General features: G+C 64.2%; 12 protein-coding genes. 3 read left to right on the forward strand and 9 right to left on the reverse strand.

Going from position 1 to position 13,546, the window contains the following annotated elements; all coding sequences use genetic code 11:
* Positions 1 to 105: 105 nt before the first annotated feature.
* The 9 genes from I6H87_RS27540 to I6H87_RS27580 form a co-directional block, all read right to left on the reverse strand.
* On the reverse strand, positions 106 to 1,074 hold the full coding sequence (locus tag I6H87_RS27540; protein WP_011617440.1) for a LysR family transcriptional regulator: 969 nt from the start codon (positions 1,072 to 1,074) through the stop codon (positions 106 to 108).
* Between the two features lie 58 nt (positions 1,075 to 1,132).
* Positions 1,133 to 1,930 carry an enoyl-CoA hydratase gene (locus I6H87_RS27545; protein ID WP_041688154.1) on the reverse strand — a complete coding sequence of 266 codons (798 nt, stop codon included), beginning with the start codon at positions 1,928 to 1,930 and terminating at the stop codon, positions 1,133 to 1,135.
* A 58-nt stretch (positions 1,931 to 1,988) separates the two neighbouring features.
* Positions 1,989 to 2,234: a ferredoxin gene (locus I6H87_RS27550; RefSeq protein WP_136227872.1), complete on the reverse strand. Its 246-nt coding sequence runs from the start codon at positions 2,232 to 2,234 to the stop codon at positions 1,989 to 1,991.
* Between the two features lie 2 nt (positions 2,235 to 2,236).
* Entirely contained in the window at positions 2,237 to 3,430 is a 1,194-nt protein-coding gene (locus I6H87_RS27555) for a CaiB/BaiF CoA transferase family protein (protein ID WP_011617443.1), read from the reverse strand.
* The gene (locus I6H87_RS27560) at positions 3,427 to 4,287 is read right to left on the reverse strand and encodes an enoyl-CoA hydratase-related protein (protein ID WP_011617444.1); all 861 of its coding nucleotides are present in this window, start codon (positions 4,285 to 4,287) and stop codon (positions 3,427 to 3,429) included. Before I6H87_RS27560 ends, I6H87_RS27555 begins: the two co-directional genes overlap by 4 nt.
* A 70-nt stretch (positions 4,288 to 4,357) precedes the next feature.
* Complete coding sequence (locus I6H87_RS27565; RefSeq protein WP_039016261.1) at positions 4,358 to 5,218, reverse strand: enoyl-CoA hydratase/isomerase family protein; 861 nt, start codon at positions 5,216 to 5,218, stop codon at positions 4,358 to 4,360.
* A gap of 40 nt (positions 5,219 to 5,258) precedes the next feature.
* On the reverse strand, positions 5,259 to 6,455 hold the full coding sequence (locus tag I6H87_RS27570) for a cytochrome P450 (RefSeq protein ID WP_011617446.1): 1,197 nt from the start codon (positions 6,453 to 6,455) through the stop codon (positions 5,259 to 5,261).
* A gap of 20 nt (positions 6,456 to 6,475) precedes the next feature.
* Complete coding sequence (locus I6H87_RS27575; RefSeq protein WP_011617447.1) at positions 6,476 to 7,627, reverse strand: 4Fe-4S binding protein; 1,152 nt, start codon at positions 7,625 to 7,627, stop codon at positions 6,476 to 6,478.
* 55 nt (positions 7,628 to 7,682) lie between these two features.
* On the reverse strand, positions 7,683 to 8,789 hold the full coding sequence (locus I6H87_RS27580) for a Zn-dependent alcohol dehydrogenase (protein WP_011617448.1): 1,107 nt from the start codon (positions 8,787 to 8,789) through the stop codon (positions 7,683 to 7,685).
* Positions 8,790 to 9,153: 364 nt separating this feature from the next.
* Between I6H87_RS27580 and I6H87_RS27585 the strand changes: the two genes are divergently transcribed.
* The 3 genes from I6H87_RS27585 to I6H87_RS27595 all read left to right on the forward strand — a co-directional run bounded on the left by I6H87_RS27585 (position 9,154) and on the right by I6H87_RS27595 (position 13,483).
* Positions 9,154 to 11,223: a flavin-containing monooxygenase gene (locus I6H87_RS27585; protein WP_011617449.1), complete on the forward strand. Its 2,070-nt coding sequence runs from the start codon at positions 9,154 to 9,156 to the stop codon at positions 11,221 to 11,223.
* A 96-nt stretch (positions 11,224 to 11,319) separates the two neighbouring features.
* A complete protein-coding gene (locus tag I6H87_RS27590) occupies positions 11,320 to 12,156 on the forward strand; it encodes a patatin-like phospholipase family protein (RefSeq protein WP_011617450.1) in 837 nt (278 codons plus the stop codon).
* A gap of 73 nt (positions 12,157 to 12,229) precedes the next feature.
* Positions 12,230 to 13,483, forward strand: a complete 1,254-nt coding sequence (locus I6H87_RS27595) for a CaiB/BaiF CoA transferase family protein (protein WP_011617451.1) — start codon at positions 12,230 to 12,232, stop codon at positions 13,481 to 13,483.
* The last annotated feature ends 63 nt before the right edge of the window (positions 13,484 to 13,546 follow it).

A 13,546-nucleotide genomic window follows, 5' to 3' on the forward strand; every position in this document is an offset into this window, starting at 1 on the left:
CTGGCGGCGATCAACACAGCGGAGCGAACAAGAGTACTTCGCCAGGCGAGAGATGCAGCGCGTACCGGATTGGGCGACGTGATTTCGCCGACCGGGAATCGCGCCCTACAGACGTTGCGCGCGCCTGCCTGCCAGCGCCTGCGCGGCTTCGTCCAGGCGCGGCTGGCTCACGGTCATGCCACTCCAGCCCACGGGAAGTACGCGGGACAGGAACTCGACGAACGCCTTCACTTTGGCGTTCCGGCCCTGTGCTGGCGGGTAGACCGCGTACAGGGTCTGCCCGCGCGCGACGTACCCGGTCAGGACCTGTTCAAGGCGCCCGACTCTGACGTCAACATCGAACAGGATCGATGGGCCCTGGCCCAGCCCCAACCCGGCAAGAACCGCTTCCCGGTAGTTGTCGCTGTTGTCGAACGCCAGGTTGCCTTTCACGGGCGCCAGGCGTTCTCCCTCCGGCGTCTGAAAGAGCCACGAGCGCCCGCCATGAAAGAGGTCCGCAGTCAGGCAGTTGTGCGATGCCAGGTCCTCGATGCGTTCGGGTCGGCCGTAGCGGTCAAGATACTCCGGCGTCGCGCAGGTGACGCGCAGGTTCCGTGTCAGCGGGCGCGCGACGAGCCGCGAGTCGGGCAAATCGCCGCCCCAGACGGCAATGTCCAGGCCGCGTCCGATCAGGTCGTGCTGCAAGCCGTCGGCTTGCGTGATCTTGAGATTGATTCCCGGATACTGCTCAACGAACTCACTGAGGCGTGGCACCACGTGCAGCCGCGCCACGATCAGCGGCAGCTGGACATGCAGCCGGCCGACCGGATCATCGCAGGCGCGTTCCAGCTCCTGTTCCGCCTCCTCCATGGAGGAAAGGATTTCGCGGCAGCGCACAAAATACGCCTCGCCCGCCGGCGTCAAAGCAAGCTTTCGGGTATTGCGCACGAGCAGCGGCACGCGCAATTCCTGCTCCAGGCTTGCGATCCGCCGGGTCAGAATGGACGCCGTCACGCCGAGCTGGCGAGCGGCCGCCGAGAAGCCTCCCCTTTGCGCAACGGCGACGAAGGATTGAATAGCCGCGAACTTATCCACTAACCTTTGCTCCTGCGCCCACTACTGCACTGCACTGCGCGCACGACATCCAGGCCAATCAGCTTCCCTTGAATTGCGGCGCGCGCCGCTCGGCGAATGCCTTGCAACCTTCGACAAAGTCCTCGCTCGCGAAGCAGGCAGCAATAGATTCGTCCCAACGCTCAGTATTCCAGTCCGCGGATGACCTGTCCAGATCACGGTCTATCAGCTTGATTGCCCGGACAGTCAGGGGTGCTGCGGCGGCAATGGCGGCGGCCACGCTCCTGGCTTCCGCAGCCAGGTCCCCATCGGGCACGACCGTATTGACAAGTCCAATGCGCAGCGCTTCCGAAGCAGAGAACTGGCGTCCGGTCAGGAGGATTTCCTTCATGAACGCCGGCCCGACGAGCGAACGGATCTTCGCCATACTGTCACCCGGATAGCCAACTCCCAGCTTTACAGCAGGAATGCCAAACCGCGCCGTTTCCGATGCGATCCGAAGATCGCAACAACTCGCCAGCGCCAGTCCCCCGCCGAGGCAGTAGCCACGGATCACGGCCACGGTCGGCTTGGCACAGTCCCAGACTGCCCGGTAAGCCTGCAGCGCACTGCGCTCGACCGTGCGCACGGCATCGGCCTGCGACAAGCGGCTGTTGAACTCGGCGATGTCGGCGCCGGACATGAAGTCGCGTCCGCCGTCGCCCTCGATCAGAATGACCCGGATATCCGGGTCACCAGCGAGCGAATCCAGGGCCGGCGCCACGTCGCGCCACATCGAGTCCGTGCCTGCGTTGCGACGGGCGATATTGCTGAACACAATCCGCCCCGTCGCACCGTCGCGCTCGAGAATCAGGTGTCCCCTGCTGTTCTCCATCATATGGTCCGGTTTTCGTTACAAAGCGCCAGTCGCGCCAGGTATCCGCATCAAGGCCGGGTCATTGCTCGTCGTCCTCGACCTCGATGGCGAACTCAGGGCAGTTTGCCCAGGCAAGCAGCACCTCCTCCTTCAGGGCCGGCGGCACATCGCCACTTCCCCTGACGCGCGCATAGCCGTCCTCCCCAACGATGAACAGTTCCGGCGCCGCCCGGATGCAGTTCTGATGCCCTTTGCATCGTGCCGATTCAATTCGAATTTTCATGCTCACTCCGTAGTCTGTGGTCAGGTTGGCGCGCTCGCCCACGATCACACCACGTGACGCTCGCGCAGGTCCGAGATCTGTTCCGCGCTATATCCCAGTTCCATCAACACCGCTTCGGTATGCTCGCCTCGCCCGGGCGTTGCCGTGCGCATCTGGCTTGGCGTGCGCGACAACGTGTACGGCTGCGCCACGACCTTTATCTCCTGAAGCTCCGGATGCCGCAGGGATATGGCCATGCCCAGATGCTGCGTTTGCCGGTCCTCGAATACCTCGTCCATCCGGTAAATGGGGCCACAGGCAACGCTCGCCTGCTCGAAGGCCCGGATCCATTCGGAACTTGTCTTGCGCCTCGTGTATTGCGCAAGCTCGCCTTTCAACGCCTCCCGGTTCTTTGTGCGCAGTTCGTTGCTGGCATACTCGACCCGCCCGAGCAGCTCCGGCGCCCCGATCGCATTGCACAAGCGCCGCCACATCTCCTCGCCTGCCGTGGCAATGTTGATATGGCCATCGGCGGTCGGGAACACGCCGGTTGGCGTCGCAGTGGGATGATCGTTGCCTGCCGGTTCCGGCACCTCGCCGTCCATCAGCCATCGTGCCGCCTGGTAGTCGGTCAGCGCGATCATGCCCTGCAACAGGGAGGTCTGCACCCATTGCCCACGGCCCGACACTTCACGCTCGAGCAGGGCCGTCATGATGCCGAGCGCCGCGTACAGGCCGACACCGGTATCCGCCAGCGAGATCCCGGTCCGCAACGGCGGTTGCCCCTTTTCGCCGGTGATCGCCATCAGCCCGCCCATGCCCTGCACAATCTGGTCGTAGCCTGGCCGGTCGGCATACGGGCCGTCCTGCCCGAAGCCCGAGATGCTGGCGTAGACGAGCCCGGGATTGCTGCGCTGCAAGGTTTCATAGTCCACCCCAAGCCGGGTCTTCACGCCTGGCCGGAAATTCTCCACCAGCACGTCAGCGGCCTCGACCAGCCGCTGGAGGATCCGCACGCCTTCCGGATCCTTGAGGTTGAGCGTGATGCTGCGCTTGTTGCGATGCAGGTTCTGGAAATCCGAGCCGAGGCGGTCCCCGATCCAGCCGTCGCTGACGTCAAGCGCCTGCGGGCTTTCAATCTTGATGACATCCGCTCCCCAGTCCGCCAGCTGCCGTACCGCCGTCGGGCCCGCTCGCAGGCGGGTGAGGTCGAGTACACGAAAACGCTCGAGCGGGCCCTGCCGATTGGAGGCACTCATGACGCGGTACTCCCCATGGCCGTGCCGGGCAGCGGGCTGAAGGCCGGCGGCCGCTTGTCCTTCATGGCCCGCATGGCTTCACTGAAATCCGGCTGTTTCATCAACTGCCCCATCAGTTCCCGGGAATCCTCGATCGCGGCGCCCGCGTCGTGCCGCATGAGGTCGGCGTAGAGTTGACGCTTGGCCGTTTTCACGGCCACCGGCGATGTCGAGTCCGCCAGGCCGCGCGCGATCCGGAGAACTTCCTCCTCAAGGGTTTCACGCGGCATCACGCCGTTGAGGAACCCCATGGCGCGCGCCTCTTCCGCCAGGAACACGCGCCCTGACAGCAGAATGTCGGCACTGTGGGTCAGGCCCACGATACGCGGCATGATCCAGGACAGCCCGAATTCGGCAGGCAGCCCTAGCCGTGGCGTTGAGGTCGTGAGCTTGGCGCCTGCCGCGGCATAGCGAAGGTCGCAGTAAGCGGCCAGCGCGACGGCGATGCCGGCGCAGGCCCCGTTGATGGCGGCAATGACGGGCTTTTGCAGGCCCCAATGCCAGATCAGCTCGTGCTCGTACTCCGGGCGTACGCCGTGACCCGGCGTTGCCATCACGTCATTCCTGAAGCTTTCGAGATAGTCCTGATCGGACTCACGGTAATGGTCCAGCGCCTTCGTGTCAGCGCCGACGCAAAACTGCTGGCCGGCGCCGGTGACAACAATCACACGCACGCGCGGGTCGTCGTCCAGGCATGACATCAGCCAACGATACTCGGCATTCATGCGCGTAGTCCAGGAATTTCCGCGCCCGGGGCGGCTGAGCCGAACCAGGCCGACGCCGTTGTCGACGCTCAGTTGGGTGACATGCAGTTCCACGCCGTCTCCTTATCAGGGTGATGGGCATTGACGCGCAGGTGGGCAGCGTCGTTGCCGGCCGGGCCTCGCCTCAGTCGGCATCCCGATGGTTCATGTCGCGCAGCTTGAAAGTCGCGGTTGTGCCAGACTCCCTGCGCTCGCGCAGGAAGTTGAACTCGTCGCTCTCGAACCTCAGGTTCGTACCGAGCGTGTGGCCGACAAAGCCACGTGTGAACTGGGCCGCGCAGCCCAGGCTTTCCAGCGCCATCTGGTGCATGGCCTTGCCCGTCACCAGGGCGTCGCGCGGGTGCTTGGCGATACGTCCGGCCCAGTTCTCAACGGTAGTCTCCAGTTCAGCCAACGGCACCGCGCGATTGACCAGACCGAGCCGGCAAGCCTCGCTGCCATTGAAGCGCTCGCCCAGTAGCATGAGTTCCCGGGCAACCTTGGCGCCATACATCAGGATCTGCGAGTTCATGTGCCAGGTATTGCCGGCGAGACCAAAGCGCTGTTCCGCATGGCTGAAGCAGGCATCGTCCGCGGCAATCGCCAGATCCACCAGCTCCACCAGGTAGATGCCCACGCCGGTGCAATGGCCATGGACCTGTGCGATAACCGGCTTGGCCGAATTCTGGAACGCCATGTAGCTCATGCCCAGGCGTCGGTCCCGCTGCAAGCGCGTTCTTTGGTTGGGGCGCCGCGGCTTGCCGCCGTCCGGGGTTAGCTCCAGCCCGTACGACTTGACGGCATCGTTGTAGTCGTGGCCTGCGCAGAATGAGGGCCCGTTCCCCTTCAGGATGATGACTTTGATGTCATCGTCGTACTCGGCATCCCGCAGGGCGGCAACCAGGTCGTCCATCTCATCGAAGCGCAGGGCATTGTGCTTCTCCGGCCGGTTCAGGATCAGTCGCGCCACCGGGCCGTCCTTTTCCAGGATCACTGTGCTGTTCAACGTCGTCTCCTTGTTCTGTATCCGCTGGGGCATCCAGGCGTCAAACCACCCGGATACGCACGTTCTCAGGACCACGGGCATTGCCCGCAGACCACTTGACCGCGCCGGATATGCGCTCAAAATTCGGAATCGCCTTGAGCCATTCCTCGATGGCGACGCGCATTTCCATGCGGGCGAGGTGGGACCCGAGGCATCGGTGCACGCCCACCCCGAAGGTCAGGTGTCGGTTACGCTTGCGATCAAGCTGCACTTCGTCTGGGTTCTCGAATACCGCCGGGTCGCGATTGGCCGCCGGATAAGCCAGAATCACCCGCTCGCCAGCACCGATGCAGCGCCCCTTCAACTCCACTTCCTCGGTGGTGACGCGCGCGATAGACAGCGGCGCATAGAAGCGAAGCAACTCCTCCACCGCAGTCGTCCTCAACAGGCCTGGCTCGTTGATCAGCGTCGCCCGGTCGGCAGGGTGATCAGCCAGATGGTTCAGGCTGGCGTTGAGAGCGTTCCACGTGGTATCGGCGCCCGCAAGGACGGCCAGCAGCAGACTACCGATACGGTGCTTGCGCGAGATCGGCTTGCCGTCGATGGTGGCCAGTGCGATATGGCTGACGAGGTCTTCGCCCGGGTCCTGCTCCCGCTCTTTGAGCAATTGCTCAAGATCCGCGAAGGCTTCATCGAACGCCGCCTTGCGCAACTCCTGGTCGAAGGGCCCGTACTTCAGGACCCGGATGGCCCAGTCCATGAAGCGCTCCTGACGGTCGTCGGGTACGTCGAGGAAGCGTGTCAGCAATGACAAGACGAAGGGCTTGGAGTAGTCCTCGCCAAGGTCCGCTTCGCCTTTGACGGCGACCCGTCGCGCCAGGTCGCGCGCGAGACTCTGTGCGTACGGCTCGATGGCTGCAACTCGCGCCGGCGTGAAGTAGGGCTCGAGCAGGTCACGGTGGATCTTGTGATCCGGCGGGTCGCTGGTCAGCGGTGGCAGCACCAGGCCCGAACCCTGCGGCGGCACTTCGCCCGCAATTTCCGCGGCCCGCGATGAGAACACTGCGGGATTCTGGGCGACATGGTGGATATCGTCGTATGTTGTCGGCAGCCAGGAGCCGCCCCACTTTTCGCTATGCGCCACCGGACAGCCGCTGGAACGGATGTCGCGCCACAGGGCATGCGCCTCCTGTACATAGTGGTCGGAGAGAAGGTCATAGCCGTCATGGAGCAGTGCGTGCTGGTTGGTGTCGGTCACTTGGGATCTCCTGGAAAATGTCAGTACGTTTCAACGTGATAGCGTCCGCTGGCTAACAGGCGTTCCCGGACCATTGGCCATGCGGATGCGCCGTCGCCGCGAAGGACACCCGCGAAGGCATCCTCCACGCCGGCTTCCATGCCTTTGCGGCCACACAGGAACACGTGCGTGAGTTCGTCCTGTAGAAGCGTCCTGATTCGCTTGCCGGCGGCCCGGATGCCGTCCTGCACATATATGCGGGGCGCGTCCGGTTGACGCGAGAAGCAGAAGTAGTGGTCGACAAAACCCTCCGGCAACCCGTCTTCCTCACCGCAGTAAGGCAGCTCCACGGGACGACGGCCGCCGAAGAACAGCATCAGGCTGCCTGTGGCGCCGCGCATGCTGCGCAGGCGGTGCTGGATGAAGCCCCGAAAAGGCGCGACGCCTGTGCCAGTGCAGACCATGATCAGGTTGGCGGACGCTTCCATGGGCATCAGGAACGTATCGCCCAGCGGGCCGACGACCCGCACCGTTTCACCTGGGACCAGGCCGCACAGATAGTTCGAACACAGGCCGCCCGGCTTGCGCCGCACCGTCAGTGCGACAGTGCTGGTGCCCCGCCGCTCGCCCGTTCTTGCGCTGGCGACCGAGTACAGTCGCTCGATATGCGGGCGCCCATTGGCATCGAGGCCGGGCGGCAGGATGCCAATGCTCTGACCCTCCAGGATGGGCATCGCCTGGTTGCCGAAATCCAGCACGATGTGCCAGACATCATCGTCAGCGTCGAGTGCCGTGGCCCGCTCGCGCAATGTCACCGTCGCGACGGCTGGTGCAGCGCGGCTGTACAGGTGCAGTGCCGGCGCACTCGCCGACGCGGGCGCCCGCACTAGGACAGGACTCTCGTTGGCATCGGTCTCGGTGCCCGCTTGCATCGGCGTTGGCAGATCCTGCCACGAAAGTTGCTGCGCAAGCGTGTACGGCTGCTGCACCGGGTACCAGTGATTGATCGCGCCCGTTGGGCACGGGGGGAGACACGCACGGCAATGGTTGCAGCGCTCGACGTCGACCACGTAGTTGTTGTGGTCGTGTGTGATCGCGCCAACCGGGCAGGACTCCTCGCAGCTGTTACAGCGTATGCAAATGGCCGGATCAATCAGGTGCTGCGTGATCGATGTTGACGTGGGAAGCGTCATGGTTGCTCCTGTTCGTTGGCGGCGCCTGCGCGGCGAGTAGGCATCGCGCGTGACCTCATGGGCGCACGATGGCCCGACCGCCCGCCTCCGTGGCGCAATGCGCCATGGCCTCATTGACCTGGTCCAGCGAATAGATGACTGACGCGAGGTTGTCCAGTTGCAGCTTGCCCGCCCCGTGGAGGTCTACCAGCCGCGCAATGTCGCGGCGCACGTGAGCGGAACCATAGAGGGAGCCGCGGATGGTCTTCTCTGTGAGCACCAGCCCGCCGAACGCGGAGATGTTCACCACCACGTCCTTACCCGGCGCACTGACAATGACGGCACGGCCGCCTCGTCGGGTCATCCGTATGGCGTCATCGATGGATTGCTGGCGCCCGGCGACTTCCAGCGCGACCTCGACGCCGCGCCCACCGGTGAGCGCGCGTACCTTTTCCACCAGTCCGGTCCCGGGCTGCAGCTGATGGGTCGCACCCAGCGACCGCGCCAGCTCCAGGCGATCCGTACGGGGATCGATTGCGATGATCATGCTGGCACCGCTGGTACGCGCGCCCTGGATCGCATGCAGGCCGACACCGCCGCAACCGAGGATGGCCACCGCTTCGCCGACTTCGACCCGGGCCGTGTTGACCGCTGCGCCCCAGCCCGTCATGACCCCGCAGCCGAGCAATGCCGCCTGCTCCAGCGGCAGAGAGTCCGGGATGGGAACGACCGATGTAGCCGGTACGACAACCCGCTGTGCAAGCGTTCCCAGACCGGCCATCTGGAACACCGGTGCGCCATTCCATGTAAATCGCGTCGTGCCATCTGCCATGGTGCCCTGCAGCATCGATGGCTGCCCCGACTCGCACAACACCGGCTGGCCGTGGTTGCAATAGAAGCAGTTGCCACACTGGGCCAGCAGGCTGAGCACCACGCGGTCGCCGAGCGCCAGGCCCGACACCTGAGATCCCAGGCCCACGACGACACCCGCGCTTTCGTGCCCCAGTATCACTGGCAGCGGTGTCGGCAGCACTGCTTGGTACACCGACAGGTCCGAATGGCACACGCCTGTCGCGGCAATCTCCACCATCACTTCGTTATCGTGCGGTTCATCCAGGTCCAGCAACTCCACCTGGAGTTCGCGGGCCTTCACCATCACGGCAGCCTGCACCTTTGTTCGCATCGCGTCGCCTCTTGTTTCCGGTCTTCAGTCGCTTGAAGTTTAGAGGCGGACGTCCGGGCGCATTGCGCCGTTTCACGAAGTTCTTACTTGCTCAATTCGAGCAATTCCTGCCCTCTTTGCATCACCAGTCCAGGCGCGCCTCGTACTGCTGCACTGCGTCAGCACGACCCTCGATCGCCGATCCATTCGGCATGCGCTGGCGCTGCATATCGCGTTTTGCGAAGTTCTCATCTTCACCGGTTCCTGTTGGTCCGGCACTGCGCCGTTCCTACACTTCCGACACGTGACCAGGGACGGCATGGTCCCCGCAATCTGCAAGGCCGTGCCACATGAACAAACCACTAAACCGGAACGCCAATCCACTATGTATATTGAACCTTCCAACGCAGCCATCCCATCCGCAGCCGGGACCAACCCGCTTGCAGCCAGGAGCGAACTCCGAGATGTCTTCACAAACATTGCGCGTCAACGCCAGATCGCGGAATCTGACCTTCGCAAATACCTTGCAGACGTAGACCCGGCGCTGCTGCTAGCGTCGCTCGTGCACATCACGCGCGACCCATCGCTGCTCAGCCGCTACGCGCCTGAACTGAAGATGCCGGACAAGGGCGATCTCATGCCTGGCGTGAAGGTCGTCGAAACGCTGAAGGGCTTCGCCCAGGTCGCCACCATCCCAGGGGCTATCCGGCAAGAGATGATCGAGCTGACGGTTGCCGCGCTGGACAAGCCCGCCTCCGAACAGACCGAATACCTGTCGGGCTACGATCTGGCGCCCGATCTGTTTCTCAAGATGGCAGCGATGGTCACCGGCGAGCCGATCGATGCCGAGTTTGGCGACATGCTGCTCGAACAGGCAGGCTTTGTGCGCAACCAGCCCGTGCTGCCGCAGCGCGGCCGCCCGACCGAGCGTATCGAACTGGCCATCATCGGTGCCGGCATGAGTGGCATCGCGGCCGCCATCCAGGCGAAGGACCGCGGCTTCCGCTACCGCATCTTCGATAGCAACAACAAGGTCGGTGGCGTATGGGCGGCGAACGACTACCCGGGCGTCGCGGTCGATACACCCGCCACGTATTACTCGCTGTCGTACGAACTCAATCCATCGTGGAGCAACTATTACCCGGTGGGCTCCGAGTACCTGCGCTATCTCGAAGGCATCGTCGAGAAGCACAACATCAGTGAGTTCATCGAGCTCGAGAGCGAAATCCTGAAGATCCAGTGGATCGAAGAGGACCAGGAGTGGGAACTGATGGTGGTCAAGAAGGGGCGCGAGGCATCTCGGGTGCGCGCCACAGCAGTCATGTCATGCCTCGGCCACCTCAACCGCCCGAACTATCCCGACCTGCAAGGCCGCGAGACGTTCAAGGGCGTATCGATTCACGCCAACCGCTGGAAGCATGACGTCGATCTGCGCGGCAAGCGCGTCGGCATCATCGGCACCGGAGCGACCGGCGTGCAGGTGATCGGCAAGATCTCGCAGGAAGTGGACCACCTCACCGTCTTTATGCGCCAGCCGATGTGGATCATTCCCAACCAGGCGGGAGACGGGGATATTCCGCAAAGCAAGCGCTGGGCGCGCCAGTACCTGCCGTACTTCCTCCACTGGGACAGGCTGAAGTCTTACTGGACCTATAGCGACAAGGTCGGATATCCGATCGTTCGCGCAGACCCAGAATGGGCGAAGACGCACGTCTCCATCTCTCCAGCCAACGACCGCCTGATGCAGTTCTGCATCAACTACATCAACTCGTGTTTTGGCGAGGGAAGCGAACTGGCCCGGAAGCTGACGCCGGACTACGCACCGCTGGGCAAGCGAAGCGTGCGCGACCCGTATGACTTTGCCCCCGGTGGCTTCTACTACGCCCTGTCGCAGCCGAACGTGGCCCTCGAGACCAGCAAGCTGGCGCGTGTGGTGCCGGACGGCATCCTGACCGTGGACGGCAAGCTGATCGAGCTCGACGTCATCATCTACGCGACCGGGCTGACCCTCGACTGGCTGTCGCCGATCGAGGTGGCGGGACGCAACGGGGTACGGCTATCCGACGTCTGGCGCGACAACAATCCGTCCTCCTACCTGGGCGGGATGGTGCCGAAGTTCCCCAATCTCTTCATCAACTCTGGCCCGCATACCGGGGCTGGGCATGCTGGCGGGCACAACTTCATGGCGGAGGTCGTCAACCACTACGCGATGGAATGCCTGCAGTTACTGGTCGAGGAGGATGCCCGCTCGCTGGAGGTGACCCAGGAAGCGTTTGATGAACACAACCGCAAGCTCGACGAGAAGATGGCGGGGGCGATCTGGGCCTGGGAGCGGCGCGCCCACACCTATTACACCAACCAGAAGGGGCGGCCCATCCTCCCGACGCCATGGCGCCATGTGGACTTCTGGCGCATGACCCGCGAGCCCATGAAGGAAGCCTTCATCCTGCGCTGATGCAATGCCGTCGGCGCCCCGCCGCCCGGATGCTTGCCGGCAGGCAGCCCTCCGGCGCGGGGCTATGAACCAGTCAAGGTAACGGGAACTTAGAGCATGAACCGCGGTTTGATACTTGGGGGCGGTGGCGTCCTCGGCCTCGCCTGGGAGATTGGCGTGCTCCACGGGCTTGCGTCCGGCGGCATCGACCTGCTCGGCGCAAGCGAAGTCATCGGGACATCGGCCGGCGCATTTGCCGGCTGCGCACTCCTTGACCCGAGGGGCATTGCGTGGGCGTACGCGCGGCAGGTTGCTGCGAGCGTACAAGAGGTGCCGGTCGCCTCGTCCTCTGATGTCATCCAGACCCTGTCCGTATTGCTGACGGAATGCGCCGGCGACGCGGCGCGCGCCGGACGGCGCATCGGCGAGTTTGCGCTGGCGGCCTCATCCATTGAGGTCCGCCGGCGCCTGGCTGTCGTGCGCGACCGGCTCGACCGCGATGACTGGCCGTCCGACCGGCTGATGCTCACCGCCATCGACGTGGACAGCGGCGAGCTGCACCTGCTTACCAGCGACTCGGGCATCGACCTGGTGCACGCTGCCGCTGCCAGCGGTGCGGCGCCGGGCATCTGGCCCGTGATCTCGGCCGGCGGCAAACGCTGGGTGGACGGCGGCAGCGTATCGGTGACCAATGCACACCTCGCACGGAGATTCGGCCAATGCATCGTCATCTCGCCCCGGCCGGGCAACCTAACCGGCGTCACGGTGCAGTCCGAGATCGACGCCTGCGGCAAGCGCGACGACGCCGTGCTCATTGTTCCTGACGCGAGCAGCGAAGCCGCGATCGGCCAGAACAACTTCGACCCCAGCCGGCGCCAGGTGGCCGCCGAGGCAGGGAGACGGCAGGGTAAGCAACTCGTCCGTGAAATGCCGGACGCATGGCGGGTGTGCTGATGTAGGGAACCCGACGGCGGCGGGCGTCTTTCACGCAACACCGCCTGGGTGTACAGAAACTTCGGGGAACAATATGACAACCGAAAACGGGGACAAGGCACCCGGCCCGTGCGCAGGATTGCGCGTGCTGGAATTCGCAACCATGGTTGCCGGGCCGTTCGCCGGCCAGATGCTGGCCGATCTCGGGGCCGAGGTCATCAAGATCGAGCCCATCAGTGGCGATCCCATGCGCAAGGGGCACCCCCAGCACCAGGGGGTCGCGGCTGGATTCGCGCTGTTCAACGGTGGCAAGCGAAGCATGTGCATCGACCTCAAGTCCCCTTCGGGACAAGCGCTGGCGCGCGAGCTGGCGTTGACTGCCGATGTGCTGATTGAGAACTTCCGCCCGGGCGTGATGGACGGATTCAGGCTCGGGCATGAGACCCTTTGCCAGGCCAATGCAAGGCTCATCTATGCGTCAATCAATGGCTTCGGCGTCGATGGACCGTATGCCGCACGGCCCGCATACGATCATGTCGTGCAGGCGCTGAGCGGGACCATGCCGGGCATCGGCAGCCAGGACCAGCCCGAGCCCGTCCGCAATTCGGTCGTCGACAAGATTACCGCTGCCACCGCCGCACAAGCAATTCTGGCCGCGCTCGTCCACCGCGAGCGCAACGGCGGCAAGGGCCAGCGGGTCTGCGTGTCGCTGCTGGACGCCTACGCCGCCTTCATGCTGCCGGATCTGATGGTGAACCACTACTTCCAGACGCCAAGTATCGGTGCGCGCGCCCTGCCCAACACCTACTTCCCAATCCGGACGTCGGACGGCCACGTCATGGGCCATATCTTCACCGACGAGCAGTTCAGGAATCTCTGCCGGATGTTTGACCGCCTGGACCTGATCGACGATCCCCGCTTCGCTGGTGTGAAGGAGCGCCGCGATCACTGTGAGGCGATGTGGGATGAAATCCGGCACAGCGCGCGGCGGCTCGACACGGCCACCGTCGAGCAGCTTGCCGAGAAGCACAGCGTCCCGCTTGGGCGCGTCAACGACCTGGCCGGGTTCTTCGCCGATCCGCAGGTCCGGCACAACGGCACGTACTCGGACGATGACGATCCATTGCTCGGAAGAGTGCGTCAGCTTCGGTCCCCGATCCGCCTGGCGCTGACGCCAGCGGCCAGCCGCCGCCGGCCGCCCCTGCTCGGGGAGGACACCAGCGCACTCCTCGCGGGCCTGGGCAAGACGGCAACGCAGATCAACCAGGCCTTTGCAAGCCGGGTGGTCGCCGGCCGCATGGACGAGGCGGATGCCGCAGGCAAGTCCGCGGTGGGAGCACAAGCATGAGCGGTCCATTGAAAGGCGTCAGGATCATCGAGTTCGGCGCAATCGGGCCGGCGCCATTCGCCT

This window comes from Cupriavidus necator, assembly GCF_016127575.1.
Classification (GTDB): Bacteria; Pseudomonadota; Gammaproteobacteria; order Burkholderiales; family Burkholderiaceae; genus Cupriavidus; species Cupriavidus necator_D.

Coding starts and splice junctions, on each gene's coding strand:
- I6H87_RS27585 (WP_011617449.1), top strand. CDS start 9,154: ATGTATATTGAACCTTCCAACGCAGCCATCCCATCCGCAGCCGGGACC.
- I6H87_RS27575 (WP_011617447.1), bottom strand. CDS start 7,627: ATGACGCTTCCCACGTCAACATCGATCACGCAGCACCTGATTGATCCG.
- I6H87_RS27545 (WP_041688154.1), bottom strand. CDS start 1,930: ATGATGGAGAACAGCAGGGGACACCTGATTCTCGAGCGCGACGGTGCG.
- I6H87_RS27580 (WP_011617448.1), bottom strand. CDS start 8,789: ATGCGAACAAAGGTGCAGGCTGCCGTGATGGTGAAGGCCCGCGAACTC.
- I6H87_RS27555 (WP_011617443.1), bottom strand. CDS start 3,430: ATGAGTGCCTCCAATCGGCAGGGCCCGCTCGAGCGTTTTCGTGTACTC.
- I6H87_RS27590 (WP_011617450.1), top strand. CDS start 11,320: ATGAACCGCGGTTTGATACTTGGGGGCGGTGGCGTCCTCGGCCTCGCC.
- I6H87_RS27595 (WP_011617451.1), top strand. CDS start 12,230: ATGACAACCGAAAACGGGGACAAGGCACCCGGCCCGTGCGCAGGATTG.